This window comes from Streptomyces sp. NPDC002467, from assembly GCF_042889825.1.
GTDB lineage: Bacteria > Actinomycetota > Actinomycetes > Streptomycetales > Streptomycetaceae > Streptomyces.
In genome coordinates, this window is record NZ_JBIARJ010000001.1 from 382,886 (window position 1) to 409,194 (window position 26,309).

The 26,309-nt window shown below is 72.7% G+C and carries 24 protein-coding genes; 14 read left to right on the forward strand and 10 right to left on the reverse strand.

Annotation, left to right across the window (positions count from 1 at the left end; all coding sequences use genetic code 11):
• Positions 1 to 162: 162 nt before the first annotated feature.
• The 9 genes from ACFYYJ_RS01805 (at position 163) to ACFYYJ_RS01845 (ending at position 11,323) form a co-directional block, all read left to right on the forward strand.
• The gene (locus tag ACFYYJ_RS01805) at positions 163 to 1,818 is read left to right on the forward strand and encodes a protein kinase (protein WP_385366293.1); all 1,656 of its coding nucleotides are present in this window, start codon (positions 163 to 165) and stop codon (positions 1,816 to 1,818) included.
• Between the two features lie 170 nt (positions 1,819 to 1,988).
• Positions 1,989 to 2,462 carry a hypothetical protein gene (locus tag ACFYYJ_RS01810; RefSeq protein WP_385128608.1) on the forward strand — a complete coding sequence of 158 codons (474 nt, stop codon included), beginning with the start codon at positions 1,989 to 1,991 and terminating at the stop codon, positions 2,460 to 2,462.
• Positions 2,463 to 2,525: 63 nt separating this feature from the next.
• Positions 2,526 to 3,257 carry a PadR family transcriptional regulator gene (locus ACFYYJ_RS01815; protein WP_389127726.1) on the forward strand — a complete coding sequence of 244 codons (732 nt, stop codon included), beginning with the start codon at positions 2,526 to 2,528 and terminating at the stop codon, positions 3,255 to 3,257.
• 24 nt (positions 3,258 to 3,281) lie between these two features.
• Positions 3,282 to 4,028 carry an ABC transporter ATP-binding protein gene (locus tag ACFYYJ_RS01820; RefSeq protein WP_389127728.1) on the forward strand — a complete coding sequence of 249 codons (747 nt, stop codon included), beginning with the start codon at positions 3,282 to 3,284 and terminating at the stop codon, positions 4,026 to 4,028.
• Between the two features lie 101 nt (positions 4,029 to 4,129).
• Positions 4,130 to 6,889, forward strand: a complete 2,760-nt coding sequence (locus ACFYYJ_RS01825; protein WP_389128053.1) for an FtsX-like permease family protein — start codon at positions 4,130 to 4,132, stop codon at positions 6,887 to 6,889.
• Positions 6,890 to 6,970: 81 nt separating this feature from the next.
• On the forward strand, positions 6,971 to 7,504 hold the full coding sequence (locus tag ACFYYJ_RS01830; protein ID WP_385128611.1) for a bacterial proteasome activator family protein: 534 nt from the start codon (positions 6,971 to 6,973) through the stop codon (positions 7,502 to 7,504).
• A 515-nt stretch (positions 7,505 to 8,019) separates the two neighbouring features.
• Complete coding sequence (locus ACFYYJ_RS01835; protein ID WP_385128612.1) at positions 8,020 to 8,883, forward strand: NTP transferase domain-containing protein; 864 nt, start codon at positions 8,020 to 8,022, stop codon at positions 8,881 to 8,883.
• Positions 8,880 to 10,235 (forward strand): molybdopterin molybdotransferase MoeA, encoded by a 1,356-nt coding sequence (locus ACFYYJ_RS01840; RefSeq protein WP_385128613.1) that lies wholly within the window; start codon positions 8,880 to 8,882, stop codon positions 10,233 to 10,235. Before ACFYYJ_RS01835 ends, ACFYYJ_RS01840 begins: the two co-directional genes overlap by 4 nt.
• Positions 10,223 to 11,323 carry a potassium channel family protein gene (locus ACFYYJ_RS01845; protein WP_385366725.1) on the forward strand — a complete coding sequence of 367 codons (1,101 nt, stop codon included), beginning with the start codon at positions 10,223 to 10,225 and terminating at the stop codon, positions 11,321 to 11,323. Before ACFYYJ_RS01840 ends, ACFYYJ_RS01845 begins: the two co-directional genes overlap by 13 nt.
• A gap of 28 nt (positions 11,324 to 11,351) precedes the next feature.
• Here ACFYYJ_RS01845 and ACFYYJ_RS01850 read toward each other — a convergent pair whose 3' ends face one another.
• Positions 11,352 to 11,780, reverse strand: coding sequence for a nitroreductase family deazaflavin-dependent oxidoreductase (locus tag ACFYYJ_RS01850; RefSeq protein WP_385366724.1), 429 nt, complete (start codon positions 11,778 to 11,780; stop codon positions 11,352 to 11,354).
• 102 nt (positions 11,781 to 11,882) lie between these two features.
• On the opposite strand from ACFYYJ_RS01850, the gene ACFYYJ_RS01855 reads away from it, so the two are divergent.
• Positions 11,883 to 12,860, forward strand: a complete 978-nt coding sequence (locus ACFYYJ_RS01855; protein WP_385128616.1) for an NAD(P)H-quinone oxidoreductase — start codon at positions 11,883 to 11,885, stop codon at positions 12,858 to 12,860.
• Positions 12,861 to 13,026: 166 nt separating this feature from the next.
• Here the strand turns inward: ACFYYJ_RS01855 and ACFYYJ_RS01860 are convergent, their stop codons facing one another.
• The 3 genes from ACFYYJ_RS01860 to pdhA are packed head-to-tail and all read right to left on the reverse strand — an operon-like array spanning position 13,027 to position 16,522.
• Positions 13,027 to 14,370, reverse strand: coding sequence for a dihydrolipoamide acetyltransferase family protein (locus ACFYYJ_RS01860; protein ID WP_389127732.1), 1,344 nt, complete (start codon positions 14,368 to 14,370; stop codon positions 13,027 to 13,029).
• A complete protein-coding gene (locus ACFYYJ_RS01865; protein WP_385128627.1) occupies positions 14,370 to 15,338 on the reverse strand; it encodes an alpha-ketoacid dehydrogenase subunit beta in 969 nt (322 codons plus the stop codon). The genes ACFYYJ_RS01860 and ACFYYJ_RS01865 overlap by 1 nt, the downstream gene beginning before the upstream one ends.
• Positions 15,339 to 15,385: 47 nt before the next feature.
• The gene (gene pdhA / locus ACFYYJ_RS01870; protein ID WP_385362075.1) at positions 15,386 to 16,522 is read right to left on the reverse strand and encodes a pyruvate dehydrogenase (acetyl-transferring) E1 component subunit alpha; all 1,137 of its coding nucleotides are present in this window, start codon (positions 16,520 to 16,522) and stop codon (positions 15,386 to 15,388) included.
• 179 nt (positions 16,523 to 16,701) lie between these two features.
• Between pdhA and ACFYYJ_RS01875 the strand changes: the two genes are divergently transcribed.
• Positions 16,702 to 17,250 carry an Lrp/AsnC family transcriptional regulator gene (locus tag ACFYYJ_RS01875; RefSeq protein WP_385128619.1) on the forward strand — a complete coding sequence of 183 codons (549 nt, stop codon included), beginning with the start codon at positions 16,702 to 16,704 and terminating at the stop codon, positions 17,248 to 17,250.
• Between the two features lie 72 nt (positions 17,251 to 17,322).
• Here ACFYYJ_RS01875 and ACFYYJ_RS01880 read toward each other — a convergent pair whose 3' ends face one another.
• Both ACFYYJ_RS01880 and ACFYYJ_RS01885 read right to left on the reverse strand, forming a co-directional pair.
• Positions 17,323 to 17,910, reverse strand: coding sequence for a TetR/AcrR family transcriptional regulator (locus ACFYYJ_RS01880; RefSeq protein ID WP_385362077.1), 588 nt, complete (start codon positions 17,908 to 17,910; stop codon positions 17,323 to 17,325).
• Positions 17,907 to 19,442, reverse strand: a complete 1,536-nt coding sequence (locus ACFYYJ_RS01885) for a 3-hydroxyacyl-CoA dehydrogenase (RefSeq protein WP_385362079.1) — start codon at positions 19,440 to 19,442, stop codon at positions 17,907 to 17,909. The genes ACFYYJ_RS01880 and ACFYYJ_RS01885 overlap by 4 nt, the downstream gene beginning before the upstream one ends.
• Before the next feature lie 124 nt (positions 19,443 to 19,566).
• On the opposite strand from ACFYYJ_RS01885, the gene paaN reads away from it, so the two are divergent.
• Positions 19,567 to 21,258: a phenylacetic acid degradation protein PaaN gene (paaN, locus tag ACFYYJ_RS01890; protein ID WP_385128622.1), complete on the forward strand. Its 1,692-nt coding sequence runs from the start codon at positions 19,567 to 19,569 to the stop codon at positions 21,256 to 21,258.
• A gap of 65 nt (positions 21,259 to 21,323) precedes the next feature.
• Here paaN and ACFYYJ_RS01895 read toward each other — a convergent pair whose 3' ends face one another.
• The 4 genes from ACFYYJ_RS01895 to ACFYYJ_RS01910 form a co-directional block, all read right to left on the reverse strand.
• Positions 21,324 to 21,953, reverse strand: coding sequence for a hypothetical protein (locus ACFYYJ_RS01895; RefSeq protein ID WP_385128623.1), 630 nt, complete (start codon positions 21,951 to 21,953; stop codon positions 21,324 to 21,326).
• 99 nt (positions 21,954 to 22,052) lie between these two features.
• On the reverse strand, positions 22,053 to 22,817 hold the full coding sequence (locus ACFYYJ_RS01900; protein WP_389127736.1) for a TrmH family RNA methyltransferase: 765 nt from the start codon (positions 22,815 to 22,817) through the stop codon (positions 22,053 to 22,055).
• A gap of 211 nt (positions 22,818 to 23,028) precedes the next feature.
• Complete coding sequence (locus tag ACFYYJ_RS01905; protein WP_389127737.1) at positions 23,029 to 24,186, reverse strand: HTTM domain-containing protein; 1,158 nt, start codon at positions 24,184 to 24,186, stop codon at positions 23,029 to 23,031.
• Complete coding sequence (locus ACFYYJ_RS01910; RefSeq protein WP_389127739.1) at positions 24,174 to 24,857, reverse strand: DUF5819 family protein; 684 nt, start codon at positions 24,855 to 24,857, stop codon at positions 24,174 to 24,176. The genes ACFYYJ_RS01905 and ACFYYJ_RS01910 overlap by 13 nt, the downstream gene beginning before the upstream one ends.
• A 159-nt stretch (positions 24,858 to 25,016) precedes the next feature.
• Here ACFYYJ_RS01910 and paaA point away from each other — a divergent pair, with 159 nt between their 5' ends.
• Positions 25,017 to 26,027: a 1,2-phenylacetyl-CoA epoxidase subunit PaaA gene (paaA, locus tag ACFYYJ_RS01915; protein ID WP_385124733.1), complete on the forward strand. Its 1,011-nt coding sequence runs from the start codon at positions 25,017 to 25,019 to the stop codon at positions 26,025 to 26,027.
• Positions 26,024 to 26,308, forward strand: a complete 285-nt coding sequence (gene paaB, locus ACFYYJ_RS01920; RefSeq protein WP_384757985.1) for a 1,2-phenylacetyl-CoA epoxidase subunit PaaB — start codon at positions 26,024 to 26,026, stop codon at positions 26,306 to 26,308. The genes paaA and paaB overlap by 4 nt, the downstream gene beginning before the upstream one ends.
• The last annotated feature ends 1 nt before the right edge of the window (position 26,309 follow it).

The window sequence follows — 26,309 nt, forward strand, 5'->3', positions numbered from 1 at the left end:
CTCTTCTTAGTGCTCCGATGAACGCTACAGCCTCGAACCCGGTCACCGTTCGGACAAGTCGTCCTGTGGCAGGCCGGTCACAGAACGGGCCACTGGCTTGACTGGTGCTTGCCCTCCGGCAGACTGGGCCCGACATCGACAGCTCGAGGGGAAGCAACAGTCATGAGCCAGGACGGCACTCAGGGCCGGTACGCAGGCGGTTCCCTGGCCCGCGGCCGTTACCAGCTACGGGATTTGCTCGGCGAGGGCGGCATGGCCGCGGTGTACCTCGCGTACGACACGGCGCTCGACCGCCAGGTGGCCATCAAGACCCTGCACACGGAACTGGGACGCGAGCAGTCCTTCCGCGAGCGGTTCCGTCGCGAGGCCCAGGCTGTAGCGAAACTGTCGCACACCAACATCGTCTCGGTCTTCGACACGGGTGAGGACGAGTTCGAGGGCTCGCTCATGCCGTACATCGTCATGGAGTACGTGGAGGGGCAGCCGCTCGGCTCCGTGCTCCAGGCGGACATCGCGCAGTACGGGGCGATGCCGGCGGACAAGGCGCTGAAGGTGACGGCCGACGTGCTGGCCGCCCTGGAGACCAGCCACGACATGGGGCTCGTCCACCGCGACATCAAGCCCGGCAACGTGATGATGACCAAGCGCGGCGTGGTCAAGGTCATGGACTTCGGCATCGCCCGTGCCATGCAGTCGGGGGTCACCTCGATGACGCAGACCGGCATGGTCGTCGGCACCCCGCAGTACCTGTCGCCCGAGCAGGCGCTGGGGCGCGCGGTCGACGCCCGCTCCGACCTGTACTCGGTCGGCATCATGCTCTTCCAGCTGCTGACCGGGCGGATCCCGTTCGACGCGGACTCGCCGCTGGCCATCGCGTACGCGCACGTGCAGGAGGAACCGGTCGCTCCGTCCTCCATCAACCGCTCGGTGACGCCGGCGATGGACGCGCTGGTGGCGCGCTCGCTGAAGAAGAACCCGAACGAGCGCTTCCCCTCCGCGGCCGCCATGGCGGACGAGATCGCCCGGGTGCTGTCGGTCGGGCAGACCGGTGCTCCGGTCATCGTCCAGGGCCTCGGGCCCACGAACAGCGGCGCGGGCGTCGGCTCGGCCGTGTTCCCGCCGCTGGACTCCGGCTTCCAGGCCCCGCCGCAGTCGGTGCAGCAGCCGTACCAGTCCCCGCAGACGGCCTCGCCGTACGGTCCGCCGACCCCGGCTCCGCAGCCGCAGACGCAGGGCGGCTACGCGTACCCGCACACGCCCCCGCCGCAGCAGCAGTACGCGGCGCCGACCCCGCCGCCGTACACGATCTCGCCCTCGCAGTCCCAGTCGGGCTCGGGCGGCGGAGCGGGCGGCGCGGGCGGCGGCAAGAAGAACATGCCGGTGGTCGTGGGCGCCATCGCGGTGGCCGTGCTGGCGATCGGCGGCCTGATCGCGGTGATCGCCAACGGGGACGACGACAAGGACGCCAAGAACGTCGCGTCGCAGGGCAGCTCCAGCGCCCCCGCCACGGTTCCCTCCGCCAAGGCGAGCACCAAGGGGCCCGACCCCTCGCGCACGATCGACCCGAAGCTCTGCAAGGAGCCGGTGAAGAGCTTCAGCGACGCCGGCAAGTACTCGGCGCCCGACCTGCGGTACAAGGACCTGCGGTCGGTCAAGGAGTGCATCCAGGCCTCGGGCGGCAGGTACGACGTCGTCTACAAGGACGAGGCCGTGTACGGCAAGGACCAGGTGCTCGAACAGAACCCGCGCCCCGGGGACAAGATCGACAAGGAAGGCACCCAGTACACGCTGACCGTGTCGAGCGGCAAGCCGGAGTAGCCCACGCGTAGGTGACACTGCTCCACACCGGCATCCCGGGCTCCCCGTTGGGGCGCCCGGGATGCCGCTTTTGCCCCGCTATGTAAATCTGAGCGCAGCGCGTATCTCCACACGATCGCGCGCTCGATCCGCGCGCTCGATCCGCATGCTCGGGACGGGAGGGGCACCCCGTGATCCTTGGCTTCCGCCCGGCCCGCTGGGCGGCCTGCGCCGCACTGGCCGCCGCCGCGCTCGCGCCCACCGCCCCCGCGTACGCCTGGCCCCCCTCCGCGACCGCGCGCACCGCCCCCGCCACCGAGCCCGCCCCCGCGGACGAGCCGTTCGAGGAGCTGGCCGGCTCCGCCGCCGGGGCCGGGCGGGAGCGACCCGGCAGACCGCCCGGCGAACCCGCCGACCCGGAGCTGACGGTGGCCTCCCGACCCCTGCCGGCCCGCCCGCGGACCGAGCCGACGCACCCGGCACCGCCACCGCCGCCGGCGGCCGTGCCGACCCCGCCCGCGCCCGCGGCCGTCAGGGCGCTGGGCACCGAACCGAACGAGCGGGCCGCCGATCTGGCCGCGCACATACTGCCGCTCGGGACCGGGTTCGCCCTGATGGGACTGGGTCTGGGCTACCTCGGAGTGCGGCTGCGGCGCAGCGCCTGAAGGGCCCGAACCGCGATCCGAGGTGGTTGCCGTGCGTGAACATACTCGGTATACATACCGAGTATGTCGATCCGTCACGGCCTGCTGGCCCTGCTCGAACGGGGCCCCAGGTACGGCTCCCAGCTGCGCACCGAGTTCGAATCCCGCACCGGCTCCACCTGGCCGCTCAACGTCGGGCAGGTGTACACCACCCTCGCCCGCCTCGAACGCGACGGCCTCGTCGCACCCGACGGCGAGGACTCCGCCGGACACACCCTCTACGCCATCACCGACACGGGCCGCACCGAACTGCGCGAGTGGTACGAGCGCCCCGTAGACCGCGCCAACCCGCCCCGCGACGAGCTGTCGATCAAGCTCGCCATGGCCGTCGGCGCCCCCGGTGTGGACATCCGCGCCGTCATCCAGTCCCAGCGGCACGCCACCATCAGGGCGATGCAGGACTACACCCGGCTCAAGGCCACCGCACTCGCCGCGATCGAGAGCGGACAGTCCCGCGAACGCGACGACGTGGCCTGGCTGCTCGTCCTGGAACAGCTGATCTTCCAGACCGAGGCCGAGGCCCGCTGGCTGGACCACTGCGAAACCCGGCTGGTCCGGCTCTCCCTGTCGGCCGACCGGAGAGCCGCACGGCCAGGACCGCACCAGGCCGAACCGGCTGACGGCGAACCGACCCACGCCGATCCGGCCCACGCCGACGAGGACTCCGGGGCCGCGGCCCCGGCTCCGGCTCCGGCCAAGACCCCGGCCCCGACCGCCACCGCACGGCCCCGTACCGCCCGCACACGGCGGGGCTGAACCACCGTTCCAGGGGGACCCCTCATGTCCGAACAGCACCAGTCCCGGCAACCCGTACTCCAGTTGGACCGGCTCGTCCGCACCCACGGCAGCGGCACCACCGAGGTGCACGCCCTGCGCGGCATCGACCTGTCCGTGTACCCCGGCGAACTCGTCGCCGTCATGGGCCCGTCGGGCTCCGGAAAGTCCACGCTGCTCACCCTCGCGGGCGGCCTCGACACCCCGACCGGCGGCCGGGTGATCGTCGAGGGCACCGACATCACCGCCGCGAGCCGCAAGCAGTTGGCCGCACTGCGCCGCCGCAGCATCGGCTACGTCTTCCAGGACTACAACCTCATCCCGGCGCTCACCGCCGCGGAGAACGTGGCCCTGCCCCGCGAACTCGACGGCGTCTCCGCCCGCAGGGCCCGCGTCTCCGCGCTCGCCGCGCTGGAGGAGATGGGCCTGGGCTCGCTCGCCGACCGCTTCCCCGACGAGATGTCCGGCGGCCAGCAGCAGCGCGTGGCCATCGCCCGCGCCCTGGTCGGCGATCGTCGCCTCGTCCTCGCCGACGAGCCCACCGGCGCCCTCGACTCCGAGACCGGCGAATCCGTGCTGGGCCTGCTGCGCTCCCGCTGCGACGCGGGCGCGGCCGGCATCCTCGTCACGCACGAGCCGCGCTTCGCCGCCTGGGCCGACCGCGTGGTCTTCCTCCGCGACGGCAGCGTGATCGACGAGACCCTGCGCAGCGGGGCCGACTCCCTGCTCTCCGGGCGGGCGGCCGCCCAGTGACCTCCTCGCTCCAAGTCTGGTACCACTCCTGGATCGCGGCGCTGCGCATCGCCCGCCGCGACGCCTGGCGCGCAAAGGGCCGCAGCTCCCTCGTCCTCGCCATGCTCGCCCTGCCGATCGTCGGGGTGAGCGCGGCCGACTTCACGCTGCGCAGCGCCCAGCTCTCCCCCGATCAGGCCGTCACCCGTCGGATCGGCGCCGCCGACGCCCGCGTGGCCTCCTCGAACATGGGCGTGCCCGTCTACCAGAAGCCCGACGGCTCCAGCTACGCACCCGTCGGCGGCTTCAAGGACTACGACGGCGGGTCCCGGCCCGAGGAGGGCGGCCCGGATCCGGTGAAGCCGGCGCTCCCGGCCGGCGCCGAGGCCGTCAAGGACTCCACCGCCTACTCCAAGGTCCGGACCCGGCACGGGCTGCTCGACACGGAGCTGCGCGAACTCGACACGAACAGCCCGCTGACGGCCGGCCTGATCACCGTCGACCACGGCCGGCTGCCCGGTACCGCGGGCGAGGTCGCCGTCACCACGGCCTTCCTGAAGAACTCCGGCTACTCGGTCGGCTCCTCGGTCACCCCGCGCGGCTCGAACTCCTCGTACGTGATCGTCGGAGCCTACGAGCTGCCCGGCGAGCTCAGGAAGGAAGAGGTCCTCGCCCCGCCCGGGACCCTCCTCGCCCCGCTCGACGCGGTCCTCAAGGCCTCCGGAGCATCCGGGCTGCACCCCCAGGACTCGTATCTGGTCCGGGTCGGCGGGGATGGTTTCACGTGGAACATCGTCAAGGAGGCCAACGCCAAGAGCCTGGTCGTCGTCTCCCGCGCCGTCGCCCTCGACCCGCCGGCCGACTCCGACGTCCCGCTGTACCGGCAGGAGCCGAAGGAGCAATTCGAACTCGGCACCGGCGGCTCCCCCGTCGAACTGGCCACCGCTGCCACCGTCGTGGGCCTCGCGATGCTGGAGATCTGCCTGCTCGCCGGACCCGCCTTCGCGGTCGGTGCCCGGCGCTCGCGCCGCCAGCTGGGCCTGGTCGGCGCCAACGGCGGCGACCGGCGCCACATCCGCGCGATCGTGCTCTCCGGCGGCCTGGTCATCGGAGCCGTGGCCGCCGTCATCGGCACCGCCCTCGGCGTGGCACTCACCGTCGCGCTCCGGCCGGTCCTGGAGGACTACCTCGGCGCCCGGTTCGGCGGTTTCGTCCTGCGGCCGCTGGAGCTGGGCGGCATCGCCCTGCTCGCCGTGGTGACCGGGCTGCTGGCCGCGGTCGTCCCGGCCGTCACGGCCTCCCGGCAGACCGTGCTGGCCTCGCTGACCGGCCGCCGCGGGATCCGCCGCGCCAACCGGGTCCTGCCCGTCCTCGGCCTGATCGCCGTCGCGGGCGGCGCCGCGATCGCCCTGTACGGCACCACCGCGCGGATGAGCCCCACCGTGGTCGCGGGCGGCAGCGCCATCGCCGAGCTCGGCGTCGTCGCCCTCACCCCGGTCCTGGTCGGCCTGTTCGGGCGGTTCGGGCGGTGGCTGCCGCTGTCACCGCGGCTCGCCCTGCGCGACGCCGTGCGCAACCGGGGGCGTACGGCCCCCGCAGTGGCAGCCGTACTGGCCGCCGTCGCGGGAAGCGTCGCGGTGGCCACGTACGAGCACAGCCAGGACGTGCAGAAACGACACGAGTACGTGGCCAAACTGCCGCAGGGCACCGGGCTGTTGCAGACCTCGTCGAACAGCGCCCACAAGGAGGTGCCCGCCCTGCGCGAGGCCCTCGCCAAGCAGATCCCGCTGACCCAGCGGGCCGACGTCGACCGCCTCGTCGTCGGCAAGCCAGGCTGCGAGTCGTACTCCACGGAACCGGGCTGCGGCCGGGTCGAGGTCATCGCTCCGAAAGAACAGCGCTGCCCGCTCGACGAAGCCCCGAACGGGCCCGCCTCCTTCTCCCCGCAACAGGCGAAGGAACTGCGCCAGGACTGGCGGTGCAAGCGGGACGAGTACAACGCTCAGCAGGAGGTCGTCGTCGCCGACGAGAAGCTGCTCTCCGTACTGGCCGTGACCGATCCGGGCTCGGTGGCCGCCCTCAAGGCCGGACGGGCCGTCTCCTTCGACAAGCGCAAGGTCAAGGACGGCAAGTTGACCCTGCGGATCATCACCGACCCGAAGGCCTCCAGGGGCTTCGGCAAGCCCGGCGAGGAGCCGCCGGGCGAGGACAGGGTCCTCCCCGTCCACCAGGCGCCCGACGGCGCCCAGGGCTGGGGCATCCATGTGGTCCTGCCCGCGGCGGCCGTCAAGGCCACCGGGCTGACCACGGCACCGTTCGGCTCCTACTTCAGCCTCGACGGGACGCCGACCAGCGAACAGAAGCAGAAGATCGACGGGGAGATCGACCGGATGGGCGTGGACGCGTCCGTGCGCATCGAGGCGGGCTACCAGGGCGACGACAGCCTCACCCTGCTCGCCCTCACCCTCTTCGCCGGCCTGGTCACCATCGGCGCGGCCGGCATCGCCACCGGGCTCGCCCAGGCCGACGCCGAGGCCGACCTGAAGACCCTGGCGGCGGTGGGCGCGGCGCCGCGGGTGCGGCGCACGCTCAGCGGCTTCCAGTGCGGGCTGATCGCCCTGATGGGCGTGGTCCTGGGCTCGGCGGCCGGACTCCTGCCCGCGGTCGGGCTGCGGCTCACCCAGGAGCGGGAGCTGGAGCGCCTCTACGAGTACGGGCTCGCCAGGGGCTACACGTCGGTGGAGGACATCCCGTACGTGCCGATCTCGGTGCCGTGGGAGACCCTCGGCGGGCTGCTGGTCCTGGTCCCGCTGGGCGCGGCGCTGTTGGCCGCACTGGTCACCCGCTCGAACGGTGCGCTGGCCCGGCGGGCGGCCGGCTGATCTCGTGCCCCCGTACAGGGTGGATCACGCTCGTACGGGGGCACACGTCTGCTGACGAAGGTGTGCGAGAGAATGAACGGCATGGAGATGCCGAGGAGTGAACGGTCGCAGGACAGCCCCCCGCACGTCATGATCGTGGGACAGGACGGGATGGCGGTCGGCGGCGCCGATGACGAGTCGCGCGAGGTCCCGGTGACGGAGATGGTCGAACAGCCCGCCAAGGTCATGCGGATCGGCAGCATGATCAAGCAACTCCTGGAAGAGGTACGCGCAGCGCCTCTGGACGAGGCGAGTCGAGTCCGGCTCAAGGACATCCATGCCGCCTCGGTGAAGGAGCTGGAGGACGGCCTGGCCCCCGAGCTCGTGGAGGAACTGGAGCGCCTGTCCCTCCCGTTCACCAACGAGGCCATTCCCTCGGAGGCGGAACTGCGCATCGCGCAGGCACAGTTGGTCGGTTGGCTGGAGGGCCTCTTCCACGGCATCCAGACGGCCCTGTTCGCGCAGCAGATGGCGGCGCGGGCCCAACTGGAACAGATGCGCCGGGCCCTCCCGCCGGGAGCCCCGACGGACGACGAGGACGGCCACGGCCCGGTCCGCTCGGGCCCGTACCTCTAGCCCCCGGCGGCCACCCGAACGAAGGCGGACCCCCGCTCCCCGGAGCGCGGGGACCCGCCTTCCCCCTTTCCGTGTGCGGCGCCACTGCCGGGGCTCCGCCCCGGACCCCGCGCCTCAAACGCCGGCGGGGCTGGGGGGTGCGGTTCGCGAGCGCGTCGGCGGGACGCCGCGCAGTACCTGAAGACTCGGGGCCCCGACCGGCACATCCAGCCTCGCAGGGCAATGGCGCAGGGGCCGCAGGTTTCGGGCCCCGGCACATCCAGCCTCGCCGGCGTTTGAGGCGCGGGGCCTGGGGCGGAGCCCCGGTCTTTGAGCCGCACGGGCAGGCGGCATCAGCCAAAACCAGCCCCGCCGGCGTTTGGGGCGCGGGGTCCGGGGCGGAGCCCCGATCCTTGAGCCGCACGGGCGGGCGGCACCGGCCAAAACAGCCCCGCCGGCGATGCGGGGCCGCACCCCGTAAGCCGCCCATAAGCCCGCCTCCCCGCCAGGGACACGGTCGACGCATACTCAGGGGCATGACCTACGACGCGATCGTCCTGGCAGGCGGCGCCGCGCAGCGACTCGGTGGGGCCGACAAGCCCGCGCTGAGCGTCGGCGGCCGCACCCTCCTCGACCGCGTCCTCGACGCCTGCGAGGGCGCCCGCACCACCATCGTCGTCGGTGGCCGCCGCACGACGACGCGCCCGGTGCGCTGGGCCCGTGAGGAACCGCCCGGCGGCGGCCCCGTGGCCGCACTGGACGCCGGGCTCCGCCAGACCACCGCCGAGCTGGTCCTCGTACTCTCCGCCGACCTGCCGTTCCTGGACCGCGACACCGTACGGGCGCTCCTCGACGGCGTCGGCCCCGCCGACGGGGCCCTGCTGCGGGATCCCGACGGCCGCGACCAGCCCCTGGTCGCCGCCTACCGGGCCGAGCCACTGCGCCGCGAGATCGCCCTGCTCGCCACCGAGCACGGCCGCCTGACAGGGCTCCCGCTGCGCGGGCTCACCGCCGAACTGGACCTCGCCCGCCTCGCGGCACCGCAGCCACTCGCCTCCTTCGACTGCGACACCTGGGACGATCTCGCCGCCGCCCGGGCCCGGATCAGGGAGCATGGGACCGTGCTGGACCAATGGATCACCGCCGTCAAGAACGAGTTGGGCATCGACCTCGCCGTCGACACCAAGACCCTGCTCGACCTCGCCCGTGACGCCGCCCACGGCGTCGCCAGGCCCGCCGCTCCACTGACCACCTTCCTCGTCGGTTACGCGGCCGCCCAGGCCGAGGCCACCGGCGCCGACCCCGCCCAGGCCGTCGCCGAGGCCTCCCGCAAGGCCGCCGATCTGGCGCTGCGCTGGGCCGCCGAGGCGCAGACCGACGAACAGAACGGCTCCGGATGACCCCCACCGACGCCGACCACGCCCTCGACCAGGCACTGGCCCTGGTCAGCCGCAGCGCCCCCGGCCACGGCCCGCACGACGGCTCCGTCGGCCCCGGCGGGTCCGGTGGGTCCGGCGGGTCCGGCGGGTCCGGCGGGTCCGGCCACCGCGTCACCCCCTGGCCGGCGGCCCGGGAGGCCGCCGTCCGCGCCGGGAACGGCGCCCGGGCCCGCACCCACCGGGTGCCGCTCTCGGACGCGATCGGCGAGGTGCTGGCCGCGCCCCTGGACGCCCTGACCGACCTGCCGTCGTTCGACACCTCGGCCATGGACGGCTGGGCCGTCGCCGGACCCGGCCCCTGGACCGTGCGCGGCGGCGCCGACGTCCTCGCCGGGACCGACCTGCCCGAACCCCTCGCGGACGGCGAGGCCGTACGGATCGCCACCGGCGCCCGGATCCCGGCCGACGCCACCGCCGTCATCCGCAGCGAGCACAGCCGCGAGTCCGGCAGCCAGCTCTTCGCCGACCGGACCGTCGTCACCGGCCAGGACATCCGCCCGCGCGGCCAGGAGTGCCGCTCCGGCGACCTGCTGCTGCCCGCCGGCTCCCTGGTCACCCCGGCCGTGCTCGGGCTCGCCGCGGCGGCCGGGTACGACGAGCTGACCACCCGGCCCCGGCCCCGCGTGGAGATCCTCGTGCTCGGCGATGAGCTGCTCACCGAGGGGCTCCCGCACGACGGCCTCATCCGCGACGCCCTGAGCCCCATGCTCGGCCCCTGGCTCACCCGGCTCGGCGCCGAGGTCGTGTCCACCCGGCGCCTCGGCGACGACCCCGCCGGGGTCGAGGCCCTGCTGAAGGCCGTCACCACCTCCACCGCCGACGTCATCGTCACCACCGGCGGCACCGCCTCCGGGCCCGTGGACCACGTCCACCCCGTGCTGGAGCGGGCCGGCGCCGAACTCCTCGTCGACGGTGTCGCCGTGCGCCCGGGCCACCCCATGCTGCTGGCCCGCATCGGCGACCGGGCCGACGGAAGGCACCTGGTCGGGCTGCCCGGAAACCCCCTCGCCGCGGTCTCCGGGCTGCTGACCCTCGCCGAACCGCTGCTGCGCGCCCTCGCGGGCCGCCGCCGGCGCCCGCGCTACACGGCGACGATCGAGGGCGACGTACCGGGCCACCCGTTCGACACCCGGCTCGTCCCGGTCATGCTGGGCGACGAACACGCGGTGCCGCTGCGCTACCACGGCCCCGCGATGCTGCGTGGTGTGGCGGCCGCGGACGCGCTGGCCGTCGTACCGCCCAAGGGCGCTCGGTCCGGGCAGGAGTTGGAGATCCTGGACCTGCCCTGGGCCTCGGGGGGATGTTTCACGTGAAACTTCACGGCCACGACGCCATGGCCCGTGGCGCCGACGAGAAACTCGCCGCCCGGCGGATCAGGATGCCCAAGCGCGCCGTCGAGAAGCCCTTGCGGCAGGTGTCCAAACGCCTGCTGATGGCCCTGGGCGTGATGGCCCTGACGGTCCTGATCGTGTGGCTGGACCGCGGCGGCTACCACGACAACGCCAACGAGACCGTCGACTTCCTCGACTGCGTCTACTACGCCACCGTCACCCTGTCGACGACCGGATACGGCGACATCGTCCCGTACAGCGACAGCGCGCGGCTGATCAACATCCTGCTGATCACCCCACTGCGCGTACTGTTCCTGATCATCCTGGTCGGCACCACCCTGGAAGTCCTCACGGAGCGGACGAGGGAAGAGTGGCGGCTGAACCGCTGGAGGAAGAACTTGCGTGACCACACGGTCGTCGTCGGCTTCGGCACCAAGGGCCGCTCCGCCCTGCAGACGCTGCTGGCCACCGGGCTCCCCCGGGATCACGTCGTCATCGTCGATCCCAGCGCCAAGGTGATCGACACGGCCAACGCGGAGGGATTCACGGGCGTGGTCGGCGACGCCACCCGCTCCGACGTACTGCTGCGCGCCGAGTTGCAGAAGGCCCGTCAGATCATCATCGCCACCCAGCGGGACGACACCGCCGTACTGGTCACGCTGACGGCCCGCCAGCTCAACCGGGGCGCGAAGATCGTCGCCGCGGTCCGCGAGGAGGAGAACGCGCCGCTGCTGCGCCAGTCCGGCGCCGACGCCGTCATCACGAGCGCGAGCGCGGCCGGCCGCCTGCTGGGCCTCTCCGTCCTCAGCCCGAGCGCGGGCACCGTGATGGAGGACCTGATCCAGCAGGGCAGCGGCCTCGACCTCATCGAACGGCCCGTGAAGAAGGCCGAGGTGGGCAAGTCCGTACGGGAGACCCCCGACCTGGTGGTGAGCGTGCTGCGCGGCCACCGGCTGCTGCCCTACGACGATCCGCACGCGAGCCCGCTCCAGCTGACGGACCGTCTCATCACCATCGTCCGCGCGACCTCGCACGGCCAGCCGCCCGTGACCCTGGGCCCGGCGGAGTAGCACCGCGCCCAGGGCAGGCGGTCGTCCGCTACGCGGCGCCGTCCGCGGGGGCCAGCGCGATGACCGGAACGGTACGTCCGGACCGCTCCTGGAACCCCGCGAGGAACGGGGTCCGCTCCACCTGGAGCTCCCAGAGCCGTTCCCGCTCGGCGCCCTCGGTCTCCACCGCCGTCACCTCGTACGCCTCGGTGCCGACCTCCACATGGGCGGAGGGGTCGGCGAGCAGGTTGTAGTACCACCCCGGGCGGTTCTCACGGCCGCCGTTGGCGGCGAAGACCACCAGCCGCTCCCCGTCGCGCAGATAGGCCATCGGCATGGTGCGCCGCTCGCCACTGCGGGCGCCGGTGGTGGTGAGGAGCAGCAGCGAAAACCCCGCGAAGTCCCCGCCCACCTTCCCCCCGGTGGCGCGGAACTCGTCGATCACCAGCTGGTTGCGCTGTAAGCGTTCATCGGACATATCGGCTTCCCTCCAAGGAAGTTGACGATTCCTCTCGGCCCAGCGCCACCCAGCATCCCAGGTGCTTGGGCGGCGCGGGCGGCGTCGCGTAGCCTCCGGGCCATGCATGCGATCACCATCGAGCAGCCCGGCGGCCCCGAGGCCCTCGTCTGGACCGACGTACCCGATCCGGTCGCGGGCGAGGGCGAAGTCCTCGTCGAGGTCGCGGCGAGCGCCGTGAACCGCGCCGACCTCCTGCAACGGCAGGGCTTCTACGATCCCCCGCCCGGTTCCTCCCCCTACCCCGGCCTGGAGTGCTCCGGGCGGATCGCCGCGATCGGGCCGGGCGTCTCCGGCTGGGCGGTCGGCGACGAGGTCTGCGCCCTGCTGGCGGGCGGCGGGTACGCGCAGAAGGTCGCCGTCCCCGCGGGCCAGCTGTTGCCGGTCCCGGCGGGCGTGGACCTGGTGACGGCGGCCGCGCTGCCCGAGACCGTCTGCACGGTCTGGTCCAACGTGTTCATGGTGGCCGGCCTGCGCCCAGGGGAAACGCTGCTCGTCCACGGCGGGGCCAGCGGCATCGGGACGACGGCCATCCAGCTCGCCAAGGCGATCGGCGCGCGCGTGGCGGTGACCGCGGGCGGCAAGGAGAAGCTGGAGCGCTGTGCGGAACTGGGCGCGGACATCCTGATCGACTACCGCGAGCAGGACTTCGTGGAGGAGATCAAGGCGGCGACCGGCGGGGCCGGGGCGGACGTGATCCTGGACATCATGGGCGCGAAGTACCTGGAACGGAACGTGGCGGCGCTGGCCGTGAACGGCCGGCTCGCGGTGATCGGCCTCCAGGGCGGCCTGAAGGCGGAACTGAACCTCGGCGCCCTGCTCGCCAAGCGCGCCGCGATCACGGCCACTTCCCTGCGGGCCCGCCCGCTGGAGGAGAAGGCGGCGATCGTCGCGGCCGTCCGTGAACACGTCTGGCCCTTGGTGTCGACGGGCCGGGTCCGCCCGGTGATCCACGAGACGTTCCCCATGACCCGGGCGGCCGACGCCCACCGCGTACTGGAATCCAGCACCCACGTGGGCAAGGTCCTGCTCACCCTCTGACCCCGGTTCGTGTGCGGCACCGCTGCGGGGGCTCCGCCCCGAGGTCTTTCAGCCCGTCCGGCGTTTGAGGACCGGGGTCCGGGGCGGAGCCCCGGGGAACGGTGGAAGGGCGGGTAGGGGACGGGCCCCGCGCAGCGGAACCCGCACCCGCCCACCCGCCGGACGGCTAGAGGCTGCGCAGCAACACCGCCGGCGACTCCACACAGTCGGCGACGTACCGAAGGAACCCGCCCGCCGTCCCCCCGTCGCACACCCGGTGGTCGAACGTCAGGGACAACTGCACGACCTGTCGGACCGCCAGCTCCCCCCGGTGCACCCACGGCTTCGCCATGATCCGGCCGACGCCGAGCATCGCCGCCTCCGGGTGGTTGATGATCGGCGTGGAGCCGTCGACCCCGAACACCCCGTAGTTGTTCAGCGTGAACGTCCCACCGGTGAGGTCCGCCGGGGACAGCTTCCCGCCCCGCGCCAGCTCCGTCAGACGCGCGAACTCCGCCGACAGCGCCTCCGGGTTCATGACGTGCGCGTCCCGGACCACCGGGACCATCAGCCCGCGTTCCGTCTGCGCGGCGAAGCCCAGGTTCACCGACGGCAGCCGGACGATCTCGTTCGCCGCCAGATCCACGGTGGAGTTGAGCTCCGGGTACTTCGCGAGCGCGGCCGTGCAGATCCGGGCCAGCAGCGCCAGCACCGAGATCTTGGGCCCGCCGACCGCGTTCATCGCGGCCCGCGCCGCCATCAGCTCGGTTGCGTCCGCGTCGACCCAGCACGTGGCGTCCGGGATCTCACGCCGGCTGCGCGACAGCTTGTCCGCGACCGCCCCGCGCACGCCCTTGAGCGGCACCCGCTCGCCCTGCACCGCCACGGGGGCGACCGCGGCGGCGACAGGGGCCGCGGGAGCCCGCAGAGCCGCCAGCGCGGCCTCCACGTCCGCCCGCATGATCAGCCCGTCCGGCCCCGAACCCGCCAGCCCGCGCAGATCGATCCCGCCGTCCCGCGCGAGCTTGCGCACCAGCGGCGAGATCACCGGAACGGGCCCTGCCACAGCGACCGGAGCGACCGGCACAGCAGGAGCCACCGGAGCCGCCGGGGCCACCGGCACGGCCGGTGCGACCGGCGCCGACACCGCGGCGGTGACGGGTCGCACCCGTCGCCGACGCGCCGGGCGCGAGTCGTCCGAGCCGTAACCGATCAGGGGCCGGGGCGCGTCGCCGGAGCCCGCCGCCCCGTCCACGGAAGCTGCGGTGTCAGCCGGCAGGACCTGCGCCCCCACCGCCACGGTGATCAGCGGCGCCCCGACGGGGAGTTCCGTGCCCTCCTCCCCGAAACGGGCGGTGACGACACCGCCGTAGGGGCACGGAACCTCCACCATCGCCTTGGCCGTCTCGACCTCGACCACGGGCTGGTCGATGGCGACGACATCGCCGACCGCGACCAACCAGCGCACGATCTCGGCCTCGGTCAGGCCCTCCCCGAGATCGGGAAGCTTGAACTCCATTACCTGCGCCATCAGTTCTCCCACTGCAGGCGGGCCACGGTGTCGAGGATCCGGTCGACACCGGGCAGGTGGTGCTTCTCCAGCATCGGCGGCGGGTACGGGATGTCGAAGCCCGTCACGCGCAGCACCGGAGCCTCCAGGTGGTGGAAGCAGCGCTCCGTGACGCGGGCGGCGATCTCCGCGCCCGGTCCGCCGAAGCCGTTCGCCTCGTGGACCACCACGGCGCGGCCGGTCCGGCGTACGGACTCGACTACCGTCTCCTCGTCGAACGGCACGAGCGAGCGCAGGTCGACGACCTCCAGGTCCCAGCCCTCCTCGCGGGCCGCCTCGGCGGCCTCCAGGCACACCGGCAGCGAAGGCCCGTAGGTGATCAGCGTGGCGCTCGTGCCCGTGCGGCGCACCAGCGCCTTCCCGATGCCCGGGACGGCCGTCGGCGCCTGCGGGGACCAGTCGGACTTGGACCAGTAGAGCCGCTTCGGCTCCAGGAAGACCACCGGGTCGTCGCTCGCGATCGAGGCGCGCAGCAGCCCGTACGCGTCCTCGACGGTCGCCGGGGTCACCACGTGCAGGCCGGGGGTGGCCACGTAGTACGCCTCGGAGGAGTCGCAGTGGTGCTCCACGCCGCCGATCCCGCCGCCGTACGGCACGCGGATGGTGATGGGCAGCGGCATGGCGCCGCGCGTGCGGTTGCGCATCTTCGCGACGTGCGAGATCAGCTGCTCGAAGGCCGGGTAGGCGAACGCGTCGAACTGCATCTCCACGACCGGCCGCAGCCCGTACATGGCCATGCCGACGGCCGCGCCCAGGATCCCGGCCTCCGCGAGCGGGGTGTCCGTGCAGCGGTCCTCGCCGAACTCCTTGGCGAGCCCGTCGGTGATCCGGAAGACCCCGCCGAGCGTGCCGACGTCCTCGCCCATGACGTGGACGGTCGGGTCCTCGGCCATCGCGTCGCGCATGGCCCGGGTCAGGGCCTGGGCCATGGTCGCGGGCTTGACGCCCGACTTCGCGGACTTCGCCGCCACCGTCGTCACTCCTGGTCCCCGGCTTCGAGCTCGGCACGCAGCATGGCCGCCTGTTCGCGCAGCAGGCCGGTCTGCTCCGCGTAGACGTTTTCGAACAGGTCCATCGGGTTGAGCACGGGGTCCGCGTTCATGCCCTCGCGCAGCGCGGCCGCCATCGTCTCGGCGTCGTCGCGCGCCTGCCGCACGCCGTCCTCGTCGAGGATCCCGCGGGCGGTGAGCTCGCGCTCCAGCAGCTCGATCGGGTCGTGCGCCTTCCAGGCCTCGACCTCGGCGTCTCCCCGGTAGCGGGTCGCGTCGTCGGCGTTCGTGTGGGCCTCCATCCGGTAGGTGACGGCCTCGATCAGGGTCGGACCGCCACCGGACCGGGCGCGCCGGACGGCTTCGGTCAGCACTTCGTGCATCGCCGCGATGTCGTTGCCGTCGACCAGCCGGCCGGGCATGCCGTATCCGACGGCCTTGTGCGCCAGAGTCGGGGCGGCGCTCTGCTTGGCGAGCGGGACGGATATCGCGAAGCCGTTGTTCTGCACGAGGAAGACGACGGGGGCCTGCCAGACGGCGGCGAAGTTCAGCGCCTCGTGGAAGTCGCCCTCGCTGGTGCCGCCGTCGCCGACCATGGCCAGGGCGACGACGTCGTCGCCGCGCAGCCGGGCCGCGTGGGCCAGGCCCACGGCGTGCGGCAGCTGGGTGGCGAGCGGGGTGGACAGCGGGGCTATCCGGTGCTCACGGGGGTCGTAGCCGGTGTGCCAGTCGCCGCGCAGCAGCGTGAGCGCCTGGACCGGGTCCAGTCCGCGCGCCACGGCGGCCAGGGTGTCGCGGTAGCTGGGGAAGAGCCAGTCCTGGTCCTCCAGCACCATGGCGGCCGCGACCTCGCAGGCCTCCTGCCCGACGGTCGACGGGTACACGGCGAGCCGCCCCTGCTTGGTCAGTGCCGTGGCCTGCGCGTTGTAGCGGCGGCCGCGCACGAGCTCGGCGTAGCAGCGGCGCATCAGCGCGGGGTCCAGCCGCTCGGCCGCCGACGTGCCGAGGACCCGGTAGGGCTCGGCGTCGGGCAGCAGCGGAGCGGCGTCCGTACGGGGCCTCCAGGCGGGCGGCGGGGTGGAACGGTGGGACGCACCGGCACCGGGCAGCTCTTGGACCGTCATGGCGGCGTACACCTCCTCGTGGGAAGCGGGCAGGGCGACGGCTCGGGTGTGAGGCGCCTCACCTACCGATTGTTCGGTTGTCCGCGCAATTTGGCTACAGGCGACTCCAGGCTGTGGACAAACGGGCGCCGGGGCTCTGGGATGGATGCAGGACGTCCAGGAGAGGGAGGCATCGGGCAATGCCGGATGAACAAATGGCCGGAGCGGGTCCCACACCGGCCGCGGCGGGAGGCACCCCGGCAGCGCCCCGGCCCCTGGATCCGATCGACAGATCGATCATCAGACTGCTCCAGGCGGACGGCCGGGCGTCGATACGGTCGGTGGCGGAACAGGTGCACGTCTCGCGCGCGAACGCCTACGCCCGTATCAACCGGCTCATCGACGACGGGGTGATCCGCGGGTTCACGGCCCGCGTCAACCACGAAAGGGCAGGCCAGGGCGCCTCTGCCTACATCACGCTGAAGATCGTCCAGAACTCCTGGCGGACCGTGCGCGAACAGCTCCGCGAGCTTCCGGGCGCCGCCCACATCGCCCTGGTCAGCGGCGACTTCGACGTCCTCCTGCTGGTCCACACGCCGGACAACCGGACCCTGCGCGAGCTGGTCCTGACCCGCCTCCAGGCCATCCCGGAGGTGCTTTCGACGCGGACCCTGCTGGTGTTCGAGGAAACGGATCTCCTGGATTCCGGCCCGGGCCGGGCGGCAGCGCAGGCGATCTCGGAGGAATAGGCCGTCCGGGCGGGCGGGCGGGCGAGCCGGGCGGGCGACGTCCAGGCGCCGTACCCGCCCGCGCGGGCCGCCTCAGCGGGCCGTGCGCAGCCCGTCGAAGGCCATGTGGACCACCGCGTCGGCGAGCTGGGCGTGGCTCGTCCCCGGGTGCGGGCGGTACCACTCGACCAGCGAGTTCACCATGCCGAAGAGCAGCCGGGTGGCGAGCCGGATGTCCACGTCCGCCCGCAGGTCGCCCTCGGCCGCGGCGGCCTTGAGGAGGTCCGCCACCTGGTGGTCGAACTCGCGGCGGCGCTCCAGCGCCCAGCGCTCGGTGCGGGTGTTGCCGCGCACGCGCAGCAGCAGCGTCACGTACGGCAGCTCCGAGACCAGCACCTCGACCGTGCGGCGCGTGACGTACTCGACGCGCTCGACCGCCCGGCCCCGCGTGGCGCCCGACTCCTCCAGGATCCCGAAGAGGCCGTCGAGGGCGCGGCTGACGGCGCGGCGCAGCAGCTCCTCCTTGCCCGTGACGTGGTGGTAGATCGAGGACTTGGAGATCCCGGCGGCCTTGGAGAGGTGCTCCATCGAGGTGCCGTCGTAGCCGCGCTCGTTGAAGACCTGGACGGCGACGGACAGCAGGGTCTCGGGCGTGTAGGTGTCCCGCTTGGCCGTGGTCATTCCGTCTCCCCCGTGTCGTCCTCGGTGTCGTCCGCGTCCTCGTCCGCCTCGTAGCCCAGCTTGAACAGCGCGAGCGAGGGCGCGTACCGGCCGCCGGGACAGCGCTCGTCCAGGTGGTGCAGCAGGTCGTACGCCCAGTCCCGGCCGAGCCGGTCGTGCCATTCGGAGGGGCCCAGCGGGTAGTTGACCCCGAGCCGCATCGCCGTGTCGATGTCCTCGGCGGAGGCGACGCCGCGCGCTACGGCGTCGGCCGTGAGGTCGATCAGCATCGCGACGGTCCGGGCGACGATCATGCCGGGGACGTCGCCGATGACGGAGACCTGCTTGCCGAGCTTCTGGAAGAGGCCGATCGCCTCGGCGAGGGTCCGCTCGCTCGTGTCGGTGCCGGCCGAGAGCGCGATCCGGGTGGCGCCCCGGTAGTCGAGCGCGAGGTCGAAGTAGACGACGTCCGTGAACTCCACGGAGGTCTTGCCGTCGGCCAGGACCAGCTGGCCGTCGCCGGGCAGCTGGATGTACGGGCCTCCCGCCTCGACGGCCTTGACCGCGATCCCGGCCTCCTCCATGAGGTCGGCCAGCTCCGCCGCGGGGCCGAGGTCGCCGACGACGGTGACCTTCTCCGGGGCGTCCTCGGGACCGGCGGTGTGCGGGCCGGGCACCTGCGCGTCCGGACCGTACGGGTACCAGCCGTGCCCCGACTTGCGGCCGAGGCGACCCGACTGGACCAGCCGGCGCTGCGCGAGGGACGGGGTGAACTTGGGGCTGCGGAAGAAGGACTCCCACACCGAGCGGGTCACGGCCTCGTTGACGTCCTGGCCGATCAGGTCGGTGAGCTGGAACGGGCCCATCTTGAAGCCGCCGCTCTCGCGGAGCACGGCGTCGATGGTGGCCGGGTCGGCGCCCTGCTCCTCGTAGACCGCGAAGGCCTCCGCGTAGAAGGGGCGGGCGATCCGGTTGACGATGAATCCGGGGGTGTCGGCGCAGCGGACCGGGGTCTTCCCCCAGCCGAGGACCGTGCGGTACGCGAGCTCGGCGGCGGCAGGGTCGGTCGCGAAACCGCTGACGACCTCGACGAGCGGGAGCAGCGGAGCCGGGTTGAAGAAGTGCAGGCCGAGGAAGCGGCCGGGGTGCGCGAGTCCGGCGGCGAGCTCGGTGACGGAGAGGGAGGAGGTGTTGGTGGCCAGCAGGGCGTCCGGCGAAACCACCTCTTCGAGGGCCTTGAACAGGGCGCTCTTGACGCCGACGTTCTCGACGATCGCCTCGATGACGAGGGCTGCGTCGGCGAGGTCCGCGAGGGAGCCCGCCGCATCGATCCGGCCGATCGCGTCCTCGGCCTCGGCGCGGTCGAGGCGGCCCTTCGCGGCCATCCGCTCGACGCGGTCCTGCACCATGGAGACACCGTCGGCGGAGAGCGCGGCGTCGATGTCGTGGATCAGCACGCGGTGACCTGCGAGAAGGGCGACCTGGGCGATGCCCTGCCCCATGGTTCCCGCGCCGATGACCGCCACTGTGCGGGACCGCTCGATTGCTGTCATGTCCTGATCCTCCCGCACCGACTTATCCACAGGTCCGCCGGGCCCTCTTGTCCCGACCGATCGTTCGGTTACTCTAACTCCAGTCTGCTCACCTTCGCCCGGCTCAACGAGGAGTTGGTCCCTGATGGCCGCCGAGCTCACCGTCCCCCAGCTGTCCGCGCTCGCCGAACGGCACCGGCCCACCCTGGACCAGGCCCTGTCCGCGATCCGCAGCCGTGCCTACTGGTCCCCGCACCCCGAGCACCCCAAGGCGTACGGCGAGACCGCCCCCGCCGACGGGCTCGCCGCGTTCCAGGCGCTGAACGGCACCCGGTTCGAGCTGGACCAGCCCGGCACCGACGGCTGGACCGGCGGCGAGGTGTCCCCGTACGGCCCGGAGCTGGGCGTGGAGTACCCGCACGCGGACATCGACGTACTGCTGCCCGCGATGAAGGCCGGCATGGGCGCCTGGCGCGACGCGGGCCCCGAGGCCCGCGCCCTGGTCTGCATCGAGATCCTGTCGCGCATCTCCGCCCGTACGCACGAGTTCGCGCACGCGGTCATGCACACCAGCGGCCAGGCCTTCATGATGGCCTTCCAGGCGGGCGGCCCCCACGCGCAGGACCGCGGCCTGGAGGCGGTGGCCTACGCGTACGAGGAGCAGATGCGGGTCCCCGCGCAGGCCGACTGGTCGAAGCCGCAGGGCAAGAAGGAGCCGCTGGAGCTCGGCAAGACCTTCACCGCGGTCCCCCGGGGCATCGCCCTGATGATCGGCTGCAACACCTTCCCGACCTGGAACGGCTACCCGGGCCTGTTCGCCTCCCTGGCCACGGGCAACGCGGTGCTGGTCAAGCCGCACCCGCGCGCCGTCCTCCCGCTGGCCCTCACGGTGCAGGTGGCCCGCGAGGTCCTCGCCGAGAACGGCTTCGACCCGAACCTGGTCGCGCTCGCCGTCGAGCGGCCGGGCGAGGGCATCGCCAAGACCCTGGCCGTCCGCCCCGAGATCAAGCTGATCGACTACACGGGCTCGACGGAGTTCGGCGACTGGCTTGAGGCCAACGCCCGCCAGGCTCAGGTCTACACCGAGAAGGCGGGCGTCAACACCGTCGTCATCGACTCGACCGACAACTACAAGGGCATGCTGTCCAACCTGGCCTTCGCGCTGTCCCTCTACAGCGGCCAGATGTGCACCACCCCGCAGAACCTGCTGATCCCGCGCGACGGCATCGACACCGACGCCGGCCACAAGACGTACGACGAGGTCGTCGCCGACCTCGCGGCGTCCGTCGGCGGCCTGCTGGGCGACGACGCCCGGGCCAACGCCCTGCTCGGCGCGCTGGTCAACCCGGACGTCAAGGCCCGCCTGGAGGCCGCGGCCGCCCTCGGCGAGGTCGCGCTGCCCTCCCGCGAGGTCACCAACCCCGAGTTCCCGGGCGCCGTGGTCCGCACCCCGGTGATGGTCAAGCTGGACGCGGCCAAGCCCGACCCGGAGGCGCCGTACCTCTCGGAGTGCTTCGGTCCGGTCTCCTTCGCGGTCGCGGTGGACTCCACGGCCGACGCCCTCGACCTGCTGCGCCGCACGGTCCGCGAGAAGGGCGCCATGACGGTCGGCGCCTACACCACCTCCGCGGACACCGAGCGGGCGATCGAGGAGGTCTGCCTGGAGGAGTCCGCGCAGCTCTCGCTGAACCTGACCGGCGGGGTCTACGTCAACCAGACCGCGGCCTTCTCGGACTTCCACGGCTCGGGCGGCAACCCGGCGGCCAACGCGGCGCTCTGCGACGGCGCGTTCGTCTCCAACCGCTTCCGCGTGGTGGAGGTCCGCCGCCAGGCCTGAGCCGCGCCCGGCGTCCGGGGCCGTGCGACCTGCACGGCCCGGGACCCGGCGGCGGGTCGCTCCGCTCAGCCGCGGACGAGGGCGACCAGGTCCGCCCGGCCCGACGCCGCGATCAGCGGCGCCTGGTCCCGGGAGCCCGCCGCGAGGCTGACGCGCGCCGCGTTCACGGCCCGCACCACCGGGTTGTCGGCGCCGCCCTGCTCCTGCGACTTCGCGTGGAGCGCCTTCGGGTCCACGTAGTCGTAGGTGTCGCCCCGCAGCCGGCGGGCGGAGATCTCGTCCTCGACGCGGCGCAGGTCCCGGGCGGCCAGGTAGTCGGCCTGGGAGATCCTCGCCCAGACCCCGGTGCCGCCCGTGATGAAGAAGTGGTTGGGCGAGCCGTTGGGGTTGAGGGCGCTGTTGTCGACCAGGTAGGTGCGGCCTGACCGGACCGTCAGGTCCTTGCCGAACAGGTCCGCCCACCTGCCGCTCGACTTCCGCAGCAGCCCCTCGACGAACTCACCGACCTCCACGGCCTCGGCGAGGATCGTCGCGTCGGCGACGGACGCGTGGAAGAGGCTGTTGAGCGCCACGGCGGCCGGGCTGCTGCCGCAGTGACGGTAGGAGTGGCGCTGCAGGGACATGCCCAGCCGGAGCGGCCAGGTTCCCTGCACATCGACGTTGACGACGTTCCCGGTGATCGTTGCGGTGGCCATGGCGGGTCCCCCTCGCAGACGGCGGCTTCACGACACGACCACGATGCGGGGAAGCCGTGGACGTCCCCTGAATGTCCTTTGAACGAACCGACGACCGACCTACCGAACAGATTCTCGGGGACCACCCCAGTGGAACAGGGTCATCGCGACGCTCGTCGCCAGGTTGTAGCTGGAGACCTGCGGCCGCATCGGCAGGGACACCAGGTGGTCCGCGCGGTCCCGCAGCTCCGGCGAGATGCCGTGGCGTTCCGATCCGAAGGCGAGCACGGCGTCGTCGGGGAGGGTGAGGGACCGGATGTCCTCGCCCTCCGGGTCGAGCGCGTAGAGCGGCCCGGGGGGCAGCGTGTCCAGCGTGACCCGCTCGACCGTGGTGGCGTAGTGCAGTCCGGCGCCGGCCCGGACCACGTTCGGGTGCCAGGGGTCGAGGTCGCCGCGGGTCACGACGCCGGTGGCGCCGAAGCCGGCGGCGAGGCGGACGACCGCGCCGACGTTGCCGAGGTTGCGCGGGTTGTCGAGTACGACGACCGGCGCGGGCCGCGGCAGCCGTCCCAGCCCGGCGAGCCCCCGCGCCCGGTCGGGCCGGCGGGCGAGCGCGGCGACGCCGGTGGGGTGGACGCGGGGCAGCAGTGCCTTGAGGTCGGCCCTCCGCACCAGCCGTGCCACGTCGTGCTCGACGTCCGGAGCCAGCTCCCGGGCCAGTGCCCGTACGGCGTCCGGGTCGTCGGCGACGACCATCCGCACGTCGGCGCCGAACCGCAGGGCGTGCTTCAGCGCGTGGAACCCGTCGAGCAGCACGAGCTCCCCACCCCCGGCGGCCTCCCGCCACTCCCGCCCGACCTGCTGTACCCCCTGCGCCTCACTCATACCCCGACCCTACGGCCCGCCCACCCTCCGCCCGCTGCGCGGGGCCGCCGCCATGGCCCAGCCCGGTGCCGACCGCTGCGCGGGGGGCCCGTCCCCTACCCGCCCTTCCCCCGTTCCCCGGGACTCCGCCCCGGACCCCGCGCCTCAAACGCCGCCCGGGGAACGGGGGAAGGGCGGGTAGGGGACACGGCCCCGCAGGGAACGGGCCGGCTCAGCCGCCGGTCGTGCTCGGGGCCGGCTCCGCAGGAGCAAGCGCCGGCTCCGCCGGCACGGCCCGCCGCACGGCGACCCGCGCCCCCACCCACACCAGGAACCCCGTCGGCAGGAACACCGCATCGGCCGCGATCATCGCCAACGAAAAGAACGGCAGCCCCAGCAGCACCGCGATCCCCGCGTGCTCCAGCATCATCACGCCGAGCAGCACGTTCTTGATCCGCCGGTTGAACAGCGTGAACGGGAACGCCACCTGCGCCGCCACCGTCCCGTACGTCAGCAGCATCACCACCGTCCCGCTGCCCGCCAGCATCCCCGACAGCCCCGGCCACGGCGTGAAGTAGTCCAGCCCCAGCGGGTAGTACAGGGCCGTGCCGTCCTGCCACCGCGAGCCCTGGATCTTGTACCAGCCCGCCGTCGCGTAGATCAGGCAGACCTCCGCCATGATCACCAGCATCCCCGCGTTGTGCAGCAGGTTGGCCAGGACGTCCAGGACGGCCCGCCCCTCCCCCTCCGGGTCGTGGCGGTCCACCAGCCACCACAGCCCGCACATCACCCACACCGCGGCGAAGGCCGCGAGCCAGCCGGCGCCGAACCGCCCGCTCGCCGCCCCGTACGCGTACACCGCCCCCAGCGCGCCCCACAGCACCGGCCCGGCCGCGCCCGCCGTCGCCGAGCCGCGCCTGCGGGCCCGGCGCGCGTCCAGCGACCACACCTGAGCGCACCGGGTCAGCACCAGGTAGATCGCCATCAGGTGGATGACGTTGTCCCCGCCGTCGCCCATGAAGACGCTGCGGTTCTGCAGCGACAGCACGCCGACCATGAACACCACGGAGGTGGCCCTGGTCCGCCAGCCCAGCAGCAGCCCCGCGCTCGCCAGGACCGCGACCGCGTAGACGATCTCGAACCACACCTCCGATCCGGACCACATCAGCACGCTGAACGCCTCGTTGGAGGCCGTCAGCCGCTCCGCGAGCGCCCAGCTCCACGGCCCGTCCGGCCCGTAGAGCTCGCCCCGGTTCGGGAACTCCCGCAGCAGGAAGAAGAGCCACGTCCCGGCGAAGCCGATGCGTACGACGGCGCTCTGGTAGGGACCCAGCGCCCGCCCCGTGACCTGCTCCAGCCCCCTCGCCAGACCGGATCTCACACGGTCCACCACGGCAGCTCCCGGTAGTACGTCTGGGTGTCGGTGGTCTCGTCGCTCCACTCGGGCGCGGCCACCGCCGTCGTCGCCGAGCGCATCTGGACCCGCAGCAGGCGCCCGCCCTCGCGGTCCACGAGCTGAGGTGTCAGCCGGTCCAGGGCGATCCGCCGCAGGTACTGCTCGGACAGCTCGCCGCGCTCCCCGTTCGGCCGGTTGTCGTCGTCGTGGGAGCCGGTGAAGAAGTCCCAGGCCCGGCGCAGCTCGTTCTGCTCGGTGTGGCTCGGCAGCAGGCTGTGCCGGATGGCCGCGCCGTCCTCGGCGCTCAGGTCGCGCCAGTCGGTGGTGACCAGCTCGCCGCCGGCGGTGCGCACCTCGGCGCGCACCTGCACGGCGATGTTCTGCTGGAGCGGGTTGGGCGCGAAGAGCTTCCAGTTCTGTTCGAACTCGGGATAGATCCACGCGTCGATCGTCTTGGCGTGCCGCTTGCTGAGCGTGTTGGACGGGGCGACGTGCAGGAAGACCAGCGCGAGGTGCGCGCAGGCGGCCACCGCCACGACCCCCAGGGCGAGGGCGGCGACGACACGGAAGCGAGGGGACAGACCGGCGATCCCGGATGCCCTCGGGGGCGCCGGAACGGGTGGCTCGGCGGCCCCTCCGGCGCTCTCGTGCTCGTACGAATCCATCCCGCCCCGATCGTCCGGCGTCCACAGAGCCGGCCACAGAGGTTGACCACAGAGGTTGACACCCTACGGGCCGCCGTCTCACCATTGAAGAGCATGAACCGAACGATCGGTCGGTCGGGCGGCAGGCACTGGCAGAACAGACACTGACGAGGGGCCGGGATGGTGGCAGTGACCCCGGAAACAGATCCGGGCATGACCGCGCAGCTCGCGGCGGCGTTCGACGCGGCCGTGGCGGCGGAAGAGCGCGTGGAACCGCGCGACTGGATGCCGGAGGCGTACCGCAAGACCCTGGTCCGCCAGATGGCCCAGCACGCCCACTCCGAGATCATCGGCATGCAGCCCGAGGCGAACTGGATCACCCGCGCCCCCTCGCTGCGCCGCAAGGCCATCCTGATGGCCAAGGTCCAGGACGAGGCGGGCCACGGGCTGTACCTCTACAGCGCGGCCGAAACCCTCGGCACCAGCCGCGACGAGTTGCTCGACATGCTCCACGAGGGCAGGCAGAAGTACTCCTCGATCTTCAACTACCCCACCCTGACCTGGGCGGACGTCGGCGCCATCGGCTGGCTCGTGGACGGCGCGGCGATCACCAACCAGGTGCCGATCTGCCGCTGCTCGTACGGGCCCTACGCCCGCGCCATGGTCCGGATCTGCAAGGAGGAGTCCTTCCACCAGCGGCAGGGCTTCGAGCTGCTGATGGCCCTGTCCAAGGGCACCGAGGCCCAGCACGCGATGGCGCAGGACGCCGTGAACCGCTGGTGGTGGCCGTCGCTGATGATGTTCGGCCCGCCCGACGACGAGTCCTCGCACTCGGCGCAGTCGATGGCATGGCGGATCAAGCGGCACTCCAATGACGAGCTGCGCCAGCGGTTCGTGGACATCGCCGTCCCGCAGGCGGAGGCCCTGGGCCTGACCCTGCCCGACCCGGACCTCAAGTGGAACGAGGAGCGCGGGCACCACGACTTCGGTGCCATCGACTGGGCCGAGTTCTGGGACGTCCTCAAGGGCAACGGCCCCTGCAACGAGCAGCGGCTCGGCCAGCGGCGCGCGGCCCACGAGGAAGGCGCCTGGGTGCGCGACGCCGCCGCGGCGTACGCGAGCAAGCAGACGGCGAAGACCGTCGCAGAGAACGCACGGAACGCACAGAACGACGTGGAGGCACGGGTATGACGCAGAACTGGCCCCTGTGGGAGGTGTTCGTGCGCTCGCGCCGCGGCCTCTCGCACACGCACGCCGGAAGCCTGCACGCCCCCGACGCGGAAATGGCCCTGCGCAACGCCCGCGACCTGTACACCCGCCGCAGCGAAGGCGTCTCCATCTGGGTGGTGCCCTCGACGGAGATAACCGCATCCTCGCCCGACGAGCGCGACCCCTTCTTCGCGCCGTCCGCCGACAAGCCGTACCGCCACCCCACCTTCTACGACATCCCGGAGGGGGTGAGCCACCTGTGAC